This is a genomic window from Pseudomonas sp. Pseusp97 (assembly GCF_047304025.1).
In the GTDB taxonomy this organism is placed as follows: Bacteria; Pseudomonadota; Gammaproteobacteria; order Pseudomonadales; family Pseudomonadaceae; genus Pseudomonas.
Window position 1 is genome coordinate 1 of sequence record NZ_JBGLYK010000113.1, and the last position, 18195, is coordinate 18195.

At 62.2% G+C, this 18195-nt stretch carries 19 protein-coding genes; 13 read left to right on the forward strand and 6 right to left on the reverse strand.

What is annotated here, in order from left to right:
* On the reverse strand, positions 1 to 360 hold a 360-nt coding region (locus ACCC94_RS18190), incomplete at its 3' end, for a response regulator (RefSeq protein ID WP_413350891.1).
* Positions 361 to 1156: 796 nt separating this feature from the next.
* Between ACCC94_RS18190 and ACCC94_RS18195 the strand changes: the two genes are divergently transcribed.
* The 5 genes from ACCC94_RS18195 to ACCC94_RS18215 all read left to right on the forward strand — a co-directional run bounded on the left by ACCC94_RS18195 (position 1157) and on the right by ACCC94_RS18215 (position 8161).
* On the forward strand, positions 1157 to 4048 hold the full coding sequence (locus tag ACCC94_RS18195; RefSeq protein WP_413350892.1) for a ribonucleoside-diphosphate reductase subunit alpha: 2892 nt from the start codon (positions 1157 to 1159) through the stop codon (positions 4046 to 4048).
* 306 nt (positions 4049 to 4354) lie between these two features.
* Positions 4355 to 5602 carry a ribonucleotide-diphosphate reductase subunit beta gene (locus tag ACCC94_RS18200; protein WP_081518061.1) on the forward strand — a complete coding sequence of 416 codons (1248 nt, stop codon included), beginning with the start codon at positions 4355 to 4357 and terminating at the stop codon, positions 5600 to 5602.
* A gap of 128 nt (positions 5603 to 5730) precedes the next feature.
* Entirely contained in the window at positions 5731 to 6789 is a 1059-nt protein-coding gene (locus tag ACCC94_RS18205) for a ParA family protein (RefSeq protein WP_413350893.1), read from the forward strand.
* Between the two features lie 14 nt (positions 6790 to 6803).
* Entirely contained in the window at positions 6804 to 7481 is a 678-nt protein-coding gene (locus tag ACCC94_RS18210) for a hypothetical protein (RefSeq protein ID WP_413350894.1), read from the forward strand.
* Positions 7482 to 7693: 212 nt separating this feature from the next.
* A complete protein-coding gene (locus ACCC94_RS18215; RefSeq protein ID WP_413350895.1) occupies positions 7694 to 8161 on the forward strand; it encodes a phage antirepressor in 468 nt (155 codons plus the stop codon).
* A 1053-nt stretch (positions 8162 to 9214) separates the two neighbouring features.
* Here ACCC94_RS18215 and ycaC read toward each other — a convergent pair.
* The gene (gene ycaC / locus ACCC94_RS18220) at positions 9215 to 9844 is read right to left on the reverse strand and encodes an isochorismate family cysteine hydrolase YcaC (protein WP_233298023.1); all 630 of its coding nucleotides are present in this window, start codon (positions 9842 to 9844) and stop codon (positions 9215 to 9217) included.
* Positions 9845 to 10199: 355 nt separating this feature from the next.
* On the opposite strand from ycaC, the gene ACCC94_RS18225 reads away from it, so the two are divergent.
* The 5 genes from ACCC94_RS18225 (at position 10200) to ACCC94_RS18245 (ending at position 13479) form a co-directional block, all read left to right on the forward strand.
* Positions 10200 to 10421 (forward strand): DUF1654 domain-containing protein, encoded by a 222-nt coding sequence (locus tag ACCC94_RS18225; RefSeq protein ID WP_024763117.1) that lies wholly within the window; start codon positions 10200 to 10202, stop codon positions 10419 to 10421.
* Between the two features lie 112 nt (positions 10422 to 10533).
* Positions 10534 to 10797: a hypothetical protein gene (locus tag ACCC94_RS18230; RefSeq protein ID WP_413350897.1), complete on the forward strand. Its 264-nt coding sequence runs from the start codon at positions 10534 to 10536 to the stop codon at positions 10795 to 10797.
* A gap of 82 nt (positions 10798 to 10879) precedes the next feature.
* Entirely contained in the window at positions 10880 to 11764 is an 885-nt protein-coding gene (locus ACCC94_RS18235) for a LysR family transcriptional regulator (RefSeq protein ID WP_413350898.1), read from the forward strand.
* A 176-nt stretch (positions 11765 to 11940) separates the two neighbouring features.
* On the forward strand, positions 11941 to 12777 hold the full coding sequence (locus ACCC94_RS18240; RefSeq protein ID WP_413350908.1) for a bifunctional allantoicase/(S)-ureidoglycine aminohydrolase: 837 nt from the start codon (positions 11941 to 11943) through the stop codon (positions 12775 to 12777).
* 183 nt (positions 12778 to 12960) lie between these two features.
* A complete protein-coding gene (locus ACCC94_RS18245; protein ID WP_413350899.1) occupies positions 12961 to 13479 on the forward strand; it encodes a hypothetical protein in 519 nt (172 codons plus the stop codon).
* Between the two features lie 4 nt (positions 13480 to 13483).
* Here ACCC94_RS18245 and ACCC94_RS18250 read toward each other — a convergent pair whose 3' ends face one another.
* The gene (locus tag ACCC94_RS18250) at positions 13484 to 14332 is read right to left on the reverse strand and encodes a CAP domain-containing protein (protein ID WP_413350900.1); all 849 of its coding nucleotides are present in this window, start codon (positions 14330 to 14332) and stop codon (positions 13484 to 13486) included.
* A gap of 109 nt (positions 14333 to 14441) precedes the next feature.
* Positions 14442 to 14735: a putative quinol monooxygenase gene (locus ACCC94_RS18255; RefSeq protein WP_413350901.1), complete on the reverse strand. Its 294-nt coding sequence runs from the start codon at positions 14733 to 14735 to the stop codon at positions 14442 to 14444.
* 163 nt (positions 14736 to 14898) lie between these two features.
* Here ACCC94_RS18255 and ACCC94_RS18260 point away from each other — a divergent pair, with 163 nt between their 5' ends.
* On the forward strand, positions 14899 to 15492 hold the full coding sequence (locus ACCC94_RS18260; protein ID WP_413350903.1) for an NAD(P)H-dependent oxidoreductase: 594 nt from the start codon (positions 14899 to 14901) through the stop codon (positions 15490 to 15492).
* A gap of 174 nt (positions 15493 to 15666) precedes the next feature.
* Positions 15667 to 15948 (forward strand): peptidylprolyl isomerase, encoded by a 282-nt coding sequence (locus ACCC94_RS18265; RefSeq protein WP_184594568.1) that lies wholly within the window; start codon positions 15667 to 15669, stop codon positions 15946 to 15948.
* Between the two features lie 70 nt (positions 15949 to 16018).
* Here the strand turns inward: ACCC94_RS18265 and ACCC94_RS18270 are convergent, their stop codons facing one another.
* The gene (locus ACCC94_RS18270; RefSeq protein WP_413350904.1) at positions 16019 to 16651 is read right to left on the reverse strand and encodes a LysE family translocator; all 633 of its coding nucleotides are present in this window, start codon (positions 16649 to 16651) and stop codon (positions 16019 to 16021) included.
* Between the two features lie 203 nt (positions 16652 to 16854).
* The gene (locus ACCC94_RS18275) at positions 16855 to 17514 is read right to left on the reverse strand and encodes a response regulator (protein WP_413350905.1); all 660 of its coding nucleotides are present in this window, start codon (positions 17512 to 17514) and stop codon (positions 16855 to 16857) included.
* Between the two features lie 27 nt (positions 17515 to 17541).
* On the opposite strand from ACCC94_RS18275, the gene ACCC94_RS18280 reads away from it, so the two are divergent.
* Positions 17542 to 18195 (forward strand): hypothetical protein (locus ACCC94_RS18280; protein WP_413350906.1); only part of this gene is annotated, 654 nt, incomplete at its 3' end.

Genomic DNA, 18195 nt, shown 5'->3' on the forward strand with positions numbered 1-18195 from the left:
GCGCAGCAGGGCGCGGATGCGCGCCAGCAGCACGCGCGGGCGCACCGGCTTGCACACGTAGTCGTCGGCGCCCATCTCCAGGCCCTGCACCTGGTCCATGTCGTCGGTGCGCGCGGTAAGCATCAGGATCGGCCCGTCGTAGTCCGGGCGCAGGCGCTTGCAGATGGACAGCCCATCCTCGCCCGGCAGCATCAGGTCGAGCACCACCAGGTCCGGCCGCTCGGCCAGCACCCGCTCCACCGCCTTGCCGCCGTGGGACTCGATGGACACCGCGAGGCCGTTGCTCTCCAGGTAATCCTGGGTCAGCTCGGCCAGTCGCTGGTCGTCCTCGACGATGAGAATGCGCGCTTCTTGTTCCACCTTGCCTCCTGATGCGCCATGAGCGGGCACGGGCATTCCTACTATAGAGAGTGCCCCTGCAGAGCCCGCCAAAGCGGCCGGCATTGTAGCCAGATTGCCAGCGTCGCCGCACGCCAACGGCGTAAACAGGCATTGCGCAGGAAGGTCAAGGGCTGCACGGTGAGAAACACTACATATTGTGGTAGTGTTCCTCACCGCGCAGTGCCCCTGAGGCGTGTGAAAAATCTGTCGCCAAGCACGACGAACGGTGAAAGGCAGACAACATCAGGGATAGCGCGAGTTGCCCCGCTTCACCCACATTCCATGCACATTTTATCCACAGCTTTTCCCCGTCACCCCGCCTTGCAAACACCCCCTTAGCGCATTATCTTGTATCCCCGTTGCGGCATACCCCTACATCTTGGGGTTGCAGCGACGAACCGGACACAAGAAGAAAGTCGAAATCCCGAGCCTGTCCCATGGCTCCTCCGGTTCCACCACAACGTATTCCAGACGTATTGATGTGCCAGGCGGCCCCGCCCGCAAGGAGCGATTCATGTCGATGGAAATGCGGTACGGGTGTTGCAACGTAACGTTCAACACCACTAGGTATTGTGGTCCCGGCCCGTAAAGCCGGCACCCGAGTCGGGCCAGGGAGGCGCTTCGGGTCATCCCCCCTGTTCCAGAAGAATTCCCGCTCGCGGCTGCAATCGCGGGCGACTGCTCTTTTTGCTCTTTGTTTTTGCTCTTTGCCTTTGAGAACGGCGCCCCGGGCGTCGGCACCGAACCCATTACGAGAACGTGGAGACAACCACCCATGCAAATCGACACCACTCGCGAGAACCCGCAGGCCGCAGCGCCGCAGGCCGCCGAATCCGCCCAGGATCTGGCTGCCACCGCGCCCGGCCAGCTGCGCGTGATCAAGCGCAACGGCACCGTAGTTCCCTACACCGATGACAAGATCACCGTAGCCATCACCAAGGCGTTCCTCGCCGTGGAAGGCGGCACCGCCGCCGCCTCGTCGCGCATCCATGAGACCGTGCGCCGCCTGACCGAACAGGTCACCGCGACCTTCAAGCGCCGCATGCCCTCCGGTGGCACCATCCACATCGAAGAAATCCAGGACCAGGTCGAACTGTCCCTGATGCGCGCCGGCGAGCAGAAAGTCGCCCGCGACTACGTGATCTACCGCGAAGCCCGCGCCAACGAGCGCAAGACCGCCGGTAACGCCAGCGACATCGCCCAGCCGCACCCGAGCATCCGCATCACCAAGGCCGACGGCAGCACCCAGCCGCTGGACATGGGTCGCCTGCAGACCATCATCCGCGAAGCCTGCGAAGGCCTGGCCGAAGTCGATGGCGCGCTGATCGAACGCGAGACCCTGAAGAACCTGTACGACGGCGTCGCCGAGAAGGACGTCAACACCGCCCTGGTGATGACCGCCCGTACCCTGGTCGAGCGCGAGCCGAACTACTCCTACGTCACCGCCCGCCTGCTGATGGACACCCTGCGCGCCGAAGCCCTGGGCTTCCTGGGCGTCGCCGAGAGCGCCACTCACCACGAGATGGCTGACCTCTACGCACCGGCACTGGCCGCCTACGTCGAGAAAGGCTCCGAGTTCGAGCTGATCGACAGCAAGCTGAAAGAGTACGACCTGGCCAAGCTGGGCGCCGCCATCAACCACGAGCGCGACCAGCAGTTCACCTACCTCGGCCTGCAGACCCTGTACGACCGCTACTTCATCCACAAGGATGGCATCCGTTTCGAACTGCCGCAGGTCTTCTTCATGCGCGTGGCCATGGGCCTGGCCATCGAAGAGAAGGACCGTGAAGCTCGCGCCATCGAGTTCTACAACCTGCTCTCCTCGTTCGACTACATGTCGTCGACCCCGACCCTGTTCAACGCCGGCACCCTGCGTCCGCAGCTCTCCAGCTGCTACCTGACCACCGTTCCGGACGACCTGTCGGGCATCTACAACGCCATCCACGACAACGCCATGCTGTCCAAATTCGCAGGCGGCCTGGGCAACGACTGGACTCCGGTCCGCGCGCTGGGCTCCTACATCAAGGGCACCAACGGCAAGTCCCAGGGCGTGGTTCCGTTCCTCAAAGTGGTGAACGACACCGCCGTGGCCGTGAACCAGGGTGGCAAGCGCAAGGGCGCCGTCTGCGCCTACCTGGAAACCTGGCACCTGGACATCGAGGAATTCCTCGAGCTGCGCAAGAACACCGGTGACGACCGTCGCCGCACCCACGACATGAACACCGCGAACTGGATTCCGGACCTGTTCATGAAGCGCGTCTTCGACGACGGCAAGTGGACCCTGTTCTCCCCGTCGGAAGTTCCGGACCTGCACGATCTGACCGGCAAGGCCTTCGAAGAGCGCTACGAGTATTACGAAGCCCTGACCGAGTACAACAAGATCAAGGTGTTCAAGGTCGTCCAGGCCAAGGACCTGTGGCGCAAGATGCTCTCCATGCTCTTCGAGACCGGCCACCCGTGGCTGACCTTCAAGGACCCATGCAACCTGCGCAGCCCGCAGCAGCACGTGGGCGTGGTGCACAGCTCGAACCTGTGCACCGAGATCACCCTGAACACCAACAAGGACGAGATCGCGGTCTGCAACCTGGGCTCGATCAACCTGGTCAACCACATCGTCGACGGCAAGCTGGACACCGCCAAGCTCGAGAAGACCGTGAAGACCGCCGTGCGCATGCTCGATAACGTCATCGACATCAACTACTACTCGGTCCCGCAGGCTCGCAACTCGAACCTCAAGCACCGCCCGGTTGGCCTGGGCATCATGGGCTTCCAGGACGCGCTGTACCTGCAGCACATCCCGTACGGCTCCGACGCGGCCATCGAGTTCGCCGACAAGTCCATGGAAGCGGTGAGCTACTTCGCCATCCAGGCTTCCTGTGACCTGGCCGACGAGCGTGGCGCCTACGAGACCTTCGACGGTTCCCTGTGGTCCAAGGGCATCCTGCCGCTGGACTCCCAGCAGATCCTCATCGAGGCCCGTGGCCAGAAGTACATCGACGTCGACCTGACCGAATCCCTCGACTGGGCTCCGGTACGTGCCCGCGTACAGAAAGGCATCCGCAACTCGAACATCATGGCCATCGCGCCGACCGCGACCATCGCCAACATCACCGGCGTATCGCAGTCCATCGAGCCGACCTACCAGAACCTGTACGTGAAATCGAACCTCTCCGGCGAATTCACCGTGATCAACCCCTACCTGGTTCGCGACCTCAAAGTGCGCGGCCTGTGGGACCCGGTCATGGTCAACGACCTGAAGTACTACGACGGCTCCGTGCAGCAGATCGAGCGCATCCCGCAAGACCTGAAGGACCTGTACGCCACCGCCTTCGAAGTCGAGACCAAGTGGATCGTCGACGCCGCCAGCCGCCGCCAGAAGTGGATCGACCAGGCCCAGTCGCTGAACCTCTACATCGCCGGCGCCTCGGGCAAGAAGCTGGACGTGACCTACCGCATGGCCTGGTTCCGTGGTCTGAAGACCACCTACTACCTCCGTGCCCTGGCCGCGACCAGCACCGAGAAGTCCACCATCAACACCGGCAAGCTCAACGCCGTGTCCGCGGGTGGCAACGAAGGCCTGCAAGCCGCACCGGCAGCAGAGCCGCAGCCGGCGCCCGTACCGCAGGCCTGCTCCATCGACAACCCGGACTGCGAAGCCTGCCAGTAAGGTGAGCGCGCCGCGAAAGCGGCGCTGACACCGCAACGGCAGACCGCACGGACTGTCCCCTCCCCCTTCAGGGAGAGGGTTAGGGAGAGGGGCTCTTCGCGGAGCCCTTCCCCGCACTGAACATCCCCTCTCCCTTCAGGGAGAGGGTTAGGGAGAGGGGCTTTCAAGGCCCCTCTGCCCTGAAGAACAACAGCCTCCTCCGCCGCGCCCCGCGCAGGACGGAAGACGCACAAGCTCTTAGCGTGCACCACACGCCACCAGACATCAGGCCGCCCTAGAACGGCCATCCAGAACAGGAGAGGACCCATGCTGAGCTGGGACGAATTCGACAAAGAAGACGCCACCGAAGCCAAGGCCGCCCCGGCCGTCGCCCAGGCCGCCGCGCAGAACGCTGACAAACTCGACGCCGACGCCGCCGGCTCCGTCGAAGAAGCGCGCGCCGTTTCCGCCGACGACTCCGACGCCGTCGCCCGCGCCAAGCAGGCCCTCGACGCCCTGGACATCCAGGAAGGCCTGGACGATCTGGAAGGCTCCGCCGCCCGCGTACAGGTCGGCGACAAGCAGATGATCAACGCCCGCGCCGACCTCAACCAGCTCGTACCCTTCAAGTACGACTGGGCCTGGCAGAAGTATCTGGATGGTTGTGCCAACCACTGGATGCCCCAGGAAGTGAACATGAACGCCGACATTGCCCTGTGGAAGAGCAAGGACGGCCTGTCCGAAGACGAGCGCCGCATCGTCATGCGCAACCTCGGCTTCTTCTCCACCGCCGACTCCCTGGTCGCCAACAACCTGGTGCTGGCCGTCTACCGCCTGATCACCAACCCAGAATGCCGCCAGTACATCCTGCGCCAGGCCTTCGAGGAAGCGATCCACACCCACGCCTACCAGTACTGCATCGAGTCGCTGGGCATGGACGAGGGCGAAATCTTCAACATGTACCACGAGATCCCGAGCGTCGCGAAGAAAGCGTCCTGGGGCCTGAAGTACACCCGCTCGATCTCCGATCCGAAGTTCGAAACCGGCACTCCCGAGACCGACCGCCAGTTCCTGCGCAACCTGATCGCCTACTACTGCGTCCTGGAAGGCATCTTCTTCTACTGCGGCTTCACCCAGATCCTCTCCATGGGCCGCCGCAACAAGATGACCGGCACCGCCGAGCAGTTCCAGTACATCCTGCGCGACGAATCCATGCACCTGAACTTCGGCATCGACGTGATCAACCAGATCAAGATCGAAAACCCGCACCTGTGGGATGCCCAGATGAAGGACGAGGCCACCCAGATGATCCTCCAGGGCACCCAACTGGAGATCGAATACGCTCGCGACACCATGCCGCGCGGCGTGCTGGGCATGAACGCCGCGATGATGGAGGACTACCTCAAGTTCATCGCCAACCGCCGCCTGACCCAGATCGGCCTCAAAGAGGAATACCCGGGCACCAGCAACCCGTTCCCGTGGATGAGCGAAATCATGGACTTGAAGAAAGAGAAGAACTTCTTCGAGACCCGCGTAATCGAGTACCAGACCGGCGGCGCGCTGAGCTGGGACTGACGGAAGTAGTAGCACCACCGCAAGTCAAGACCATTAGAAACGCTGTAGACCGAAATGGATTTTTGGGGCAGTGATTAGAAAGACGAAAAGCCCCGCCTTTGTGCGGGGCTTTTTTATGGAGATATTCAATGACAAGAATTGTGACTCTATACAATCACAAAGGTGGAGTTTCAAAGACCTCCACCACCTTCAATCTTTCATACTACTTGGCGCGCCAGAATAAAAGAGTATTAATTGTTGATGCTGACGCGCAGTGCAACATGACAGAAATTTGCCTCGCACCAACTTTAAAGAATTTAGATGAACAATCTGAGCATACTGGCCAGACAGTAGAGACCCTACCTGGCACCACCTTGCTCGACATACTTAGACCTCGATTCGAAGGTGAGGTCGCCGCAATCGACACAACGGCGATTCAAACCATCCCAATATCAGACAATCTAGACCTTATTAGAGGTAGCGTCGACATAAATTCCGTTGATGACGTTCTCGCAGAAGCCCACAACCAGCGATTCTCAACAAGCGTTCATCAGAAAAGAAACTATGTGGCAATCGGCGACATGCTTGCGAGAATTGGAGCAGAGCGGAATTATGACTATATATTTATTGACGTAGGCCCTAGCTCGGGAGCCCTAACTAGAAGTTGCTTCCTGAGTTCAGACAGCTTTTTCATTCCGATTGCCGCCGACAGATTCAACATCCAGGCTTTGCGAACCCTTAGCCAAATAATCGACCGCTGGATTTCTGAGCATCAACAGATATTTTCCGAGTTTAGCAACCTTGGGCTTCCAGTTAGGCCCGGCCTGCCTAGCTTTTTAGGCGTAATTGCCCAATTCTTCAAACTATACAAAGGAAGACCGAAACCAGGATACGTCCTTTGGATGGAAAGAATCCCAGAAACCATAGAAAAGTACCTTTACCCGGTATTAATTAAACATTCCAGCAGCCAACTTGATCTTACTAGCGGGATCGCACCCAAAGATGCAACAGTCGTGCAAATCCCTGACTTTGGCTCTCTAGCTCCGCTGATGCATGAAACCGGAAAACCAGTATTTGAAATAACCAGAGAGGACACTGGACTACTAGACGAAGATGGAAGAACCTGGGCAGGAAACGTCTGGGGAGAGGCCATCCCTCGCATGGAACGCTACAAGTCCTGCTTTGCCGAAATTGCAAAGCGACTTTAAGGTAGGAGTTAAGAATGTCTAAAACCTTAACACTTCACTACCTAGCCTTTATAGATATCCTGGGCTTCTCCGAGATGGTTGAAATGGACTGCTCAGCGCCTCCTGACGCCGACACATTCAACCTAAACAAGCTTTATGAGACCCACAGCACAACGAAAAAAGCATTAGGCGAACTTGAGGGATATAGCCTAACGCAATTCTCTGACTCTATCGTACTGAGCAGATCATTTAGCCACAACATTGATGATCTTCGGCAATTTCTCTCAATTGTAGCAAAATACCAGGCCGACTTACTATCTAGCGGCCTGCTTTGTAGGGGTGGAATTTCCTTCGGAAAGCATTGCGAAGATAGTTCATTTCTGTTCAGCAAAGCATTAATAAACGCATATTCAATTGAAGCCAAAACAGCCAAATACCCACGAATAGTCGTCGACCAAAACTTACTTCAACTTATAGCCCCTAACAAGCCCGACCTGAAAACACTCCCCCTACTAAAGGGCGATGATAATGAATTTTTCATTCACTACCTATGTAATCTACCTCAACCGGAATCCCTCCAGATAATTGGAGAACTATTAAAACAAAATCAAAGCAAGCAAAACTCCGTAAGAGAGAAAATAATTTGGCTGAGTCGTTATTACGACAAGCTACACAACGAAGAAACCTCCCCCCCCGTACTCTCTGAAATTTGATATAGCGCCCCGAATCCGGGGCGCTTGACCATGATTCTCTATTAGTAATAAATTTGATAAGCGCCTAAGAAACGCGTCACGTAGCGGCAATACTGCTCCCGAAAGCAGCGGTGTACCCATTGAGGTAATGGATATGCCTTTCACCCCCAGCCTTCGCCCCGAAGGCGCTTCGCTGTACCCGCCCTCTTCCCCCTCCTTCCCGGAGGTGCGCCATGTCTGAAGAGTTCCTGATCCCCACCGAATTCATCCGCCACAAGCGCCTGCTGCGCGCCGTGCTGCTGGAAGACCAGTGCTGGTTCTGCGCCCACGACCTGGGCCGGCTGATCGCCTCGCCGTATCTGGCCGAGCGCGTGGAGCGCAACCTCGACGCCGACCAGTTCCGCCGCGCCTGGGTGCGCGATGGCAGCGGCGATTACGTCGATGAACTGATGATCAGCGAGTCGGCGGTGTATGCGGCGCTGATTCACTTCTTCCATCCGGAGAATCGCAGCGTCCGGCAGTGGTTGTCGCTGCATGTGATCCCGGCGCTGCGGGACCAGCATCGGCTGGATGCTGGCGAGCCGAGACGGGAGCTCCTGCGAGGGACGACGACCTTGTCGGTGTTGAAATGGCAGGGCGTCACCTGGGTGCCCTACCAGAACTGGCCCGAGCTGAGCCTCGGGCCGGAGAGCACGACGTAGGATGGCGTGGAGCGGAGCGATACCCATCGCTCTGCTCTTCCCCTTCGACGCAGAGGCGTTCCCGTAGGAGCGGACTTTGTCCGCGATGCTCTTCTTGCCTGAGATTGGGTGTTTCAGCGCCGCTTCGGCGCGCGCGCGGGCTTCGTGTTTCGCCCCGTCGGGCCAGTCCCTTTTGGCAAACGTCGGATAGCCGCCCTCCCGGTCTTGCCCCCGGACATCCGGCTTTTCACTCTGCGAAAAGTACCCTCGGTTCTTCGGCCTCCTGAACGGGGCAGTTCGGCGCGTGGTGTTATTTTTCTGGAAGACCTATTACGGCAAAAACGAGAGCCAGAGCCGAAATTCACGCAGGAGGCGCTCTTCGTAGGAGCGAGCTTGCTCGCGAACCTATCGTGCTCCGGCATTGCCGGTATATCGCGGGAGTGTCTTCGCTACGGGGGGAAACTCTCCGCACAGGCCTGCCTCTCCCCCCGCCCTCTCCCTGAAGGGAGAGGGAGCTATTCGTGCCCGCTCGGGCTTTGGCTTTGGCTTTGGCTTTGGCTTTGGCTTTGGCTTTTTAGAAGACTTCCAGAGAAACATCAGCGCACTCCAGCCTGCCCCGTTCAGGAGGCCTCGTTGAATTGGAGTTTCAGGGGTTGAGCGACATGGATGTCGCGAGAGCCGCGATGGGCCAGGGATGGCCCTTCGCGGCGTGCCCCTGGAACTTCGATTCAACGAGGGAATTTTTCGCCTAAGCGAAAAACCGGATGTCCGGGGCAAGACCTTTGGTTACTTTGGGGCGTTTGCCAAAGTAACTCGCCCGAGGGGGCGAAACCCAATACGTCCGCGCACGCCAAAGCGGCGCAGAAACACCCAACTTCCAGCAAAGGGCGCCGCATTTCAGTGTGCCCAGGCGAGAACGGAGTCCGCCGCGAAGGATTTCGCGGACAAGGTCCGCTCCTACGGGGAAATTCCGTGCCAGGCGGTTCGCGAGCAAGAACTAGGCGTCCCCCTCGGTCCTACAAAAGCAAAAACCGGAGCCTCGCGGGAGGCTCCGGTTTTCATTTCAGCGGGCTGTTACTTGCCAGCCGTCAGCGCGTTGTAGCTGGTGATCAGGTTGCGGTAATCCGGAATGTGGTTCGAGCACAGCGCCGCCAGGCCTTCGATATCGTTGCGCCAGTCGCGGTGCAGCTCACAGGCCACGCCGAACCAGGTCATCAGCTGCGCACCAGCGGCTTCCATCCGACGCCAGGCGGCATCGCGGGTCATCTCGTTGAAGGTGCCGGACGCATCCGCCACCACGAACACATCGAAGCCTTCCGCCAGCGCCGACAGCGCCGGGAATGCCACGCAGACCTCGGTCACCACGCCAGCGATGATCAGTTGCTTCTTGCCGGTGGCCTTCACCGCTTTCACGAAGTCCTCGTTGTCCCAGGCGTTGATCTGGCCGGGGCGAGCAATGTACGGAGCGTCCGGGAACTGCGCTTTCAGCTCAGGCACCAGCGGGCCGTTGGGGCCGGTTTCGAAGCTGGTGGTGAGGATGGTCGGCAGGTTGAAGAACTTCGCCAAGTCGCCCAGCGCCAGCACGTTGTTCTTGAACTTGTCGGGGTCGATGTCGCGGACCAGCGAGAGCAGACCGGCCTGGTGGTCGACCAGCAGTACGGCGGCGTTGTCTTTGTCCAGGCGGTTGTAGGTGGCGTTGGTCATGGTGAAATCCTCGATTTGCTTTCAGTGGGTGCCGGCTGGGCCGGAAGGTTTTGGACTCGCTTTGCAGTGCGTCACTGCATGGAACAAAGATTAATTTCGACACCCATGGCGCACCAGACGGCAAAAATCGCCTCTAGCGTTCCATTATCAGAACGATAGCGACAGACCACTCCTCAAACCCACCATTGCCAAGGCCTGCGCCCCAGAGCAAACGCTGCCCAGACTCGAAGCACCGTCCCAGACCCTTCGGTCTCACGTCCTTCAGAAACCCACCTACCGATGGTCACGCCGGTCTTTACAAGAAATACTGTATTTACATACAGTATTTCCATCCACCCCGAACCGGAGGCCTCCCATGCACGCCGCAACCTACAACCAGCTGTCCGCCCGCGTGAACGCCCTGCTGGCAGACCCGACCACCCTGAAGAACCTCGGCATCACCCTGCGCCGCGAACCCAGCGACGATTCCGCCGCCTGGAGCCAACTGGTCACCGACCTGCGCCAGGCCCCGAACCTGACCCTGCTGCCCCTGCAGGACGGCGCCATCCGCCTGGCGTGGCACAGCTGGCTGGATTGAATAGGGAGCGCGCGGCAGGCCACGCCCGACATGCCCTCCGTCGGCTGAGAAAGCGCAACGCCACTACGCTTCTACGCTCACCTCTGAGGGTATTGCAGTGGAGCGACGCGCGATGAATCTCGACGACGATTTCGACCTCAGCGATTTCAACTTCGATGACCTGAACAGTGATGAACTCAGTCTGGTTCCCATGGAGCCGGCCGCGCCGCCAGTAATGGCCATGCCGGCCAAGGCGAAATTCCAGATCGACACCCGCCACGTTGAACGCCGCTGCAGCGCTGATCGACGACAAACCATCCGCTTCGAAGACGATCGCCGAAAAGGCGACCGGCGCGGTGGTGGCGTCGATCCCTGGGCGAAGACCATCGACTTCTGAACGCAGCGGGCGCCAGGTGATTTGCCGGGGCTTGGGCTGAGCTGCTAGAAAGCGGTATCGCATTCAGGTTTCCGATACCGCCATGAGCGACAGTGACAAACCGAATACCCGTCTCTTCGACCTCGATCTGCTCCGCGCCATCGTCACGGTGGCCGACTGCGGCAGTTTCACCACGGCCGCTGCGCGCCTGCATTCCACCCAGTCCACCGTCAGCCAGAAGATCCGCCGACTGGAGGAAATGGCCGGGCACCGCCTGCTCGAGCGCGGCAACCGCGACGTGCTGCCCACCGACGCGGGCGATACGCTGCTGGGCTACGCCCGACGCCTGCTGGCCTTGAATGACGAGATGGTCGAAGCGCTGTCCGGCGCCACCGTGGCGCTGACGGTGCGTATCGGCGTGCCGGACGACTTCGCCACCGGGCGCACCACCGAGCAACTGGCCGCGTTCAACCGCCGTTACCCCCAGGTGAAACTGGAAGTCACCAGCGGGCTGAGCCGCGACCTGTCCGCCAGCTACGACCGTGGCGAGCTGGACCTGGTGCTGCTCAAGCAGCGGCAGAACGCCCGCGAGGCGGTGGCCTGCTGGCCGGAGAAGACCCGCTGGGTGGATAGTGCAAAGAACGCCTGCATCGAGCTGGACCCGCTGCCCATCGTCACCTTCCCGCCGCGCGGGGTGTACCGCGACGAGATGATCGCCGCGCTGGAATCCATCGGCCGGCGCTGGCACATCAGTTTCACCAGTTCGAGCCTTTCCGGCATCCAGTCTGCCATCGCCGACGGCATGGGCATCGGCCTGCTGCCCCAGCGTGCGGTGACGGCTGATCACGCCGTGCTGCCGAAGAATATCGGGCTACCCTCGGTGGACGTGTTCGAGGTGGCGATGCTGCACCGTCCGGCGGTGGACCCGATGGTGAAGGAGCTGGCACGGGTGCTGTCGCGGGTCCTGGCGCAGGACACAAAGGGCTGATCAGATTCAGAAATCGAATACAGCGGATTCCAACATTTAATTTGTGCATGAAGACGCCGCTGGATATCGTGGCTGCCAGCGACGGCGAGCGCACCGACAAGCGCGCCGCTCTGCACGAATTGCTCACCACGGCGCCGCACGCGCCGGGCAGCAAGACAACAATGAGGAACTACCCCATGGCCAAATCCACCTATTACGCGCCGCACGGCGGGCACCCGGCACAGACCGAGCTGCTCACCGACCGCGCCATGTTCACCGAAGCCTATGCCGTGATCCCCAAGGGCGTGATGCGTGACATCGTCACCAGCCACCTGCCCTTCTGGGACAACATGCGCATGTGGGTCATCGCCCGCCCGCTGTCGGGCTTCGCCGAGACCTTCTCGCAGTACATCGTCGAGCTGGCGCCCCAGGGCGGCAGCGACAAGCCCGAGCAGGACGTCAACGCCGAAGCGGTGCTGTTCATCGTCGAGGGCGAGCTGACCCTGACCCTGCAGGGCGAAGTGCACAAGATGCAGCCGGGCGGCTACGCGTTCATTCCGCCGGGCGCCGACTACAAGGTGCGCAACACCAGCGGCCAGCACACCCGCTTCCACTGGATCCGCAAGCACTACCAGAAAGTCGACGGCGTACCGCTGCCCGAAGCCTTCGTGACCAACGAGCAGGACATCGAACCGCGCGTGATGCCGGACACCGAAGGCCGCTGGAGCACCACCCGCTTCGTCGACATGGCCGACATGCGCCATGACATGCACGTGAACATCGTGAACTTCGAGCCGGGCGGCGTGATTCCGTTCGCCGAGACCCACGTGATGGAACACGGCCTGTACGTGCTGGAAGGCAAGGCGGTGTACCGCCTGAACCAGGACTGGGTCGAGGTGGAAGCCGGCGACTTCATGTGGCTGCGCGCCTTCTGCCCGCAGGCCTGCTACTCCGGCGGCCCCGGTCGCTTCCGCTACCTGCTGTACAAGGATGTGAACCGTCACATGCGCCTGACCCTGAACCAGCCGCACTGAGCGGATGGTTCAGGCGGGAAGTCAGGCTGATTCCCGCAGCAGCGAAAGAAAACCGGCGCCCAGGCGCCGGTTTTTCTTTTTGCCATCGCCTCGCAGCGTGACCCGCCTCGCATGGCAGGCGGCGCCCGGTCTGCTAAAAAGTCAGGTTCAGAGACGTTTCGTACTCGCCGAGGAAGCTTGCACATGGAAGTCCGGTTCCTGCCACAGACCGAGTTCGACAACGTCCACTTCTACCGCGCCTTCACCCTGCTGATCCTGCTGGCGATGACCGTCTTCACGCTGATCAAGATGTTCAGCGGCGTGGTCGGACCGTTCTCCGCCCTGCCCCTCTGCCTGCTGGTGCTGGTCGGGCGCTTCGCCGTGGAATGGCGACGGGTCGCGCGCGCCGAGCCGGCCTTCATCGACAAGGGCGAACTGGTGCTGTGCGGCAAGGGCAGCCACCGGCGGATTCCCCTGGAGAAAGTCAGTTCGCTGCGCAGCCGCCACAGCCTGTTCATGGTGCGGCGCTATCGGTCCTGGTCGGAGCACCTGGCGTTCGTGGAGTTCACCCTGGACAACGGCGAGCGCGTCTCCTCCCTCGCCGAAAGCCGCGTCTTCGAACTACCCGCGGCCTCGGCCACCCTGGCGGCGGTCGAGGCGGCCATCCTCGCGGCGAAGGTGAAGCGCCAGGCCGGCGAGCCCGGCGTCACCAGCAGCCGGTGACGGCTCAGGGCGAGCCGAACATCGCCGTCCAGTAGATGCCCGCGTCGCTCTTCGGGTCCGCCGCGTAGGCCGCGCCCAGTTCGCTGTATTGCGGGTTCATCAGGTTGGCGCAATGGCCGGGGCTGGCCAGCCAGCTCTCCACCACCTTCTGCGCGTTGCCCTGGCCGGCGGCGATGTTCTCGCCGATACGCAGGCCGGCGTAGCCGTTGAGTTCCGCGCGGTCGCCCGGCGTGCTGCCGTCACGGCCCTTGTGGTCGAAATAGTTGTTGTTGGCCATGTCGCGGCTGTGGGCTTCTGCGGTGCCGCCCAGGGTCGCGTTCCAGCTCAGCGCCCCGGCCGGGCCGAAGGCTTGGCCGCCGCACTGGCGGCCCTTGCCGCGCGCGGAATTGATCGCCTGCAGCAGCTGCTGGCCTTCGGCTTCCCAGGTGCCCAGCTTGCCCTGCAGCAGCGGCCGGCCGAGCAGCACGCGCCAGTCATCGCCCTCCCGGACAATGCCGACATCGACGAACTGCGGGTCCAGCAGCACCTGGCAGAAGCTTTCCTGCAGCGCCTTCATGGCCGCCGTCACGTCGCGCGGGCCGGTGAGGCTGAGCATGCGCACGCTGCTCATCGGGTAGCCCGCCTGGTTCAGCGCGGCCTTCCATTCTCCCGCCGAAGCCGGCAGCGCCAGGCGCGGGTCCGGCGACAGCGGCGGCAGCACCTGCGAGGCCTGGCCCGCGCAGGACTGCACCTCGCCACGGTAGGCGTTGATGGCTTCGAGCAGTTGGTCCTGGTCGGCCGCGCTGGCATCGACGGCGGCGAGCAGGCCGAGCGACAACAGCAGGCTACGCAGAAGGAACGGCTGGCTGGGCATGGAGGGCTCCGGTGGTCGAGAAGGGCTCAATGATGCGTGATTTCTCGGCGTTTGGCTGCGCCCGCGCGATTCCGGTTCCGTTGCCGGTCGAGGGAATTTCCGGTGCCACTCAGCGCGGCTGCATCACCTCGACTTCCTGGATGACGAAATCGCGGCGCAGGTACTCCATGCGCCGTTCGTGGAATTCGCGCATGTGCGGCAGCGAGGAGTGAACGGCGAGGTGCTCGCGGCTCTGCCAGACCTCGAAGAAGGTGAACAGGGTCGGGTCGATGGCGTCGCGCAGCATGTGGTACTGGATGCAGCCGTCTTCGGCGCGGCTGGGGGTGAGGTAGGTGCGGAACAGGTCTTCGAAAGCCTGGGATTTTTCCGCGAGGGTGTGGGCCTGGAGGATGAAGGCGTACATCGGGGCAGCTCCTGGGAGGGGAAAGATTGCCGCATCCTGACGCAAATCAATCGACTGAATTAATGAATCTCACGCACGGATCATTTGTCCGAAAACGGGTTTTTCCGCCCTGCTCCGCTCGCTATTCTGCCGCCATCCGATTTCTGACTTAGGGGCCCACACCATGAAAAAGATCCTGCTGATCAATGGCGGCAAGCAGTTCGCCCACTCCGATGGCCGCTACAACGCGACCCTGCACGAAGCCGCCATCGCGCATCTGGACCACGCCGGTTTCGACGTGAAGGAAACCTTCGTCGACGGCGGCTACGACATCCAGGAAGAAGTGCAGAAGATGCTCTGGGCCGACGTCATCGTGTACCAGATGCCCGGCTGGTGGATGGGCGCGCCCTGGACCGTCAAACAGTACATCGACGAGGTGTTCACCGCCGGCCACGGCAGCCTCTACGCCAACGACGGCCGCACCCGCTCCGATGCCTCGCAGAAGTACGGCAGCGGCGGCCTGCTGCAGGGCAAGCAGTACATGATCTCGGCCACCTGGAACGCGCCGCAGCAGGCCTTCGACGACCCGACCGACTTCTTCGAAGGCAAGGGCGTGGACGCGGTGTACTTCCCCTTCCACAAGGCCAACCAGTTCCTGGGCATGAGCCCGCTGCCGACCTTCCTCTGCGTGGACGTGATGAAGCGCCCGAACATCGAGGCCGATGTGCAGCGTTACCAGCAGCACCTGAGCGAAGTGCTGGGCACGGCACAGGCCTGACGGACAGGCGTAGGAGCGGACTTCGTCGGCGAAGGTATCCCGGCCACACCTGAGCTGGGCGGTTCGCGAGCGAGTGCGCTCTGCATCGGCCTACCGTCAGGCAACTGGCATTGGGTTCGTCAGCGGAATCGGCTAGGCTTCGCCCTTTCCTACTGCCTGTTCAGGAGTTATCCCATGGCCCGTGCATCTGCCCGTCACATCCTGGTTTCCAGCGAAGCCAAGTGCAATGAACTGAAGACTGCCATCGAAGGCGGCGCCGACTTCGCCCAGGTGGCGCGCGACAACTCCACCTGCCCGTCCGGCCGCAGCGGCGGCGACCTGGGCAGCTTCCGTCCCGGCCAGATGGTTCGCGAGTTCGACCAGGTCGTGTTCAGCGCGCCGCTGAACGTCGTCCAGGGTCCGGTGAAGACCCAGTTCGGCTACCACCTGGTGGAAGTGACCAGCCGCGAAGACTGATCCGCTTCGCCCGCGCCGCGCCTGTCCCCGGGCGCGGCCTCCGCTCTGATTCTCGCCCCAGATCCCCGTGTCATACCGGCCCGCCCCGGGCCACCAGCATCACGCCCAGCCCCACCAGGATCGAACCGCACAGTCGCGGCATCAGCCGTTGTCCACGCCCCTTGCCCAGCGCGCCGAGCAGCAATGAGGCGAACAGCACGGCAAGCACGTCGGCGGTGGAGAACACCAGGTTGACGATCATCCCCAGGATGAAGAATTGCAGGCCCACCGGCAGGCTCGCGGCCGGGTCGACGAACTGCGGCAGGAAGGTCAGGAAGAACAGCGCCGTCTTGGGGTTGAGCACCTCGACGACGATGCTGTCGCGCAGCACCTGCGGCCGTGCCTCGCCCATGTCGTCGGCGCTTGCGCCCAGGCGGCGCCGGCCGAAGATCATGCTTGCGCCCAGCCAGATCAGGTAGGCCGCGCCGGCCAGCTTCAGCGTGAGGTAGAGATTCGGCGCGTGATGCAGCAGCGCGGCGAGCCCGGCACTGGCCGCGAAGATATGGGCGTAGCAACCCAGGTGGATGCCCAGCGCGGCGTGCAGGCCGGCACGGCGGCCGTGGGCGAGGGTCTGCGAGGTCATGTAGAGGATGGCCGGGCCGGGCATGCAGGCGAAGGCCAGCGTCGCCACGGCGAACGAGGCCCAGTAGGCAGGCAGTGTCATGGTGTGATCCTTCCCTGATCGGGTATCGGCCGGCGCTCATCGAGGCGGCGTCTGGTCCGTGTCGGAAAGGTTAGGGAGCGCGGCTCGCCGGGCACATACGGCAGTTGCCGTATTTTTTCTGCCGGCGTGCGGCGCTAGTCTCTGTCGATCGGCTCGCTTACAGGACGCGCGGCATGCGCACGCAGGCAAGGCACAAGCTCGAATCAGGCGCTGGGCACGCCCAGGCGCACGGCGTAGGCCGCCAGCTCCGCAGTGCTGTGCAGGTCGAGCTTGCGCATGAGGTTTTCGCGGTGCTTGCGCACGGTCAGCGGGCTGATGCTGAAGTGCTCGGCGATCTCCCGCGCGCTGCGACCCTGGGCGGCCAGGGTGAGGATCTGCCGTTCGCGGCGGGTCAGCTCCACGGCCGAGAGCAGGTCGGCATCTCCCTGCGGGCGGGCGTGAGGGCTTTCCAGCATGAAGCGCAGGCTGCGCGCCAGGTAGGGTTGGCCGCTGCGCAGTACCTCGATGGCTTCGAGCAGTTCGGCGGTGTCCTCGCCCTTGCTCAGGTAGCCGTGCACGCCGGCATCGAGCACCGAACGCACGGTGGCGGTTTCCGTGTTGGCGGTGAGCACCAGTATCTTCAGCCGGGGATGGCGCTGGCGCAGTTCCTGGATGAACTGCAGCCGGTTCAGGCCGGGCATGTTCAGGTCGAGCAGGAGCAGGTCCGCGGATACTTCCTGCAGCAGCGCCTGCAGGCGCATGCCGTCCGCCGCCTCGCCGACCACCTCGACGCCTTCCAGGGTCGAGAGCAACAGGCGCAGGCCATCCCGTACGATGCCGTGGTCATCGGCGATGAGCACCCGCAAGTCGCGCTTCCCTTCCATCAACGGTCTCCCTGAGGCATTCCGGACATGCACAACAGCCTGCAGCAGCGCGACCTGGTCGATCTCCTGTTCCGCCAGTCGTACGCCGTGCTCTTCGCCAACCTGGTGATTCCCCTGCCGGTGTTGTACATCTTCCGCTACGCCCTGTCGCCGACGGCAATGGTCTTGTGGTTGGCCGCGCTCTACGCGCTCACGCTGGGGCGGATTGTCCTGGCACGCACGTACTTCCGGCAAGCCCCCGCGCGCACGCTGGGCCGCGGCTGGCTGTGGAGCAACACGCTGCTGTCCTGGGCCAGCAGCCTGCTGTGGGGCTGGCTGGGCTGGGTCGGTTTCGTGCATGGCGACCCGCAGTTGTTCGCCTTCACCTGCATCGTGCTCACGGGCCTGGTGTGTGGCGCGGTGCCTTCGCTGTCGGCCTTTCCGCCGGCGTATATCGGCTCGCTCATCGCCATGCTGCTGCCCGTGCTGGTGCTGTGCCTGAGCGTCGCCGACGAGCAGCACGCCACCTACAGCTTCTTCATCGCCTGCCTGGCCGGGGTGAACCTGTACTACAGCCGGGTGACCTACCGCAGCCTGTGCGAAACCATCCGCCTGCGCCAGGAGAATTCCGAACTGGTGCAGGACCTGCGCGAGCAGCGCGACCGCGCCCGCGCCGCCGACCAGGCCAAGTCGCGCTTCCTC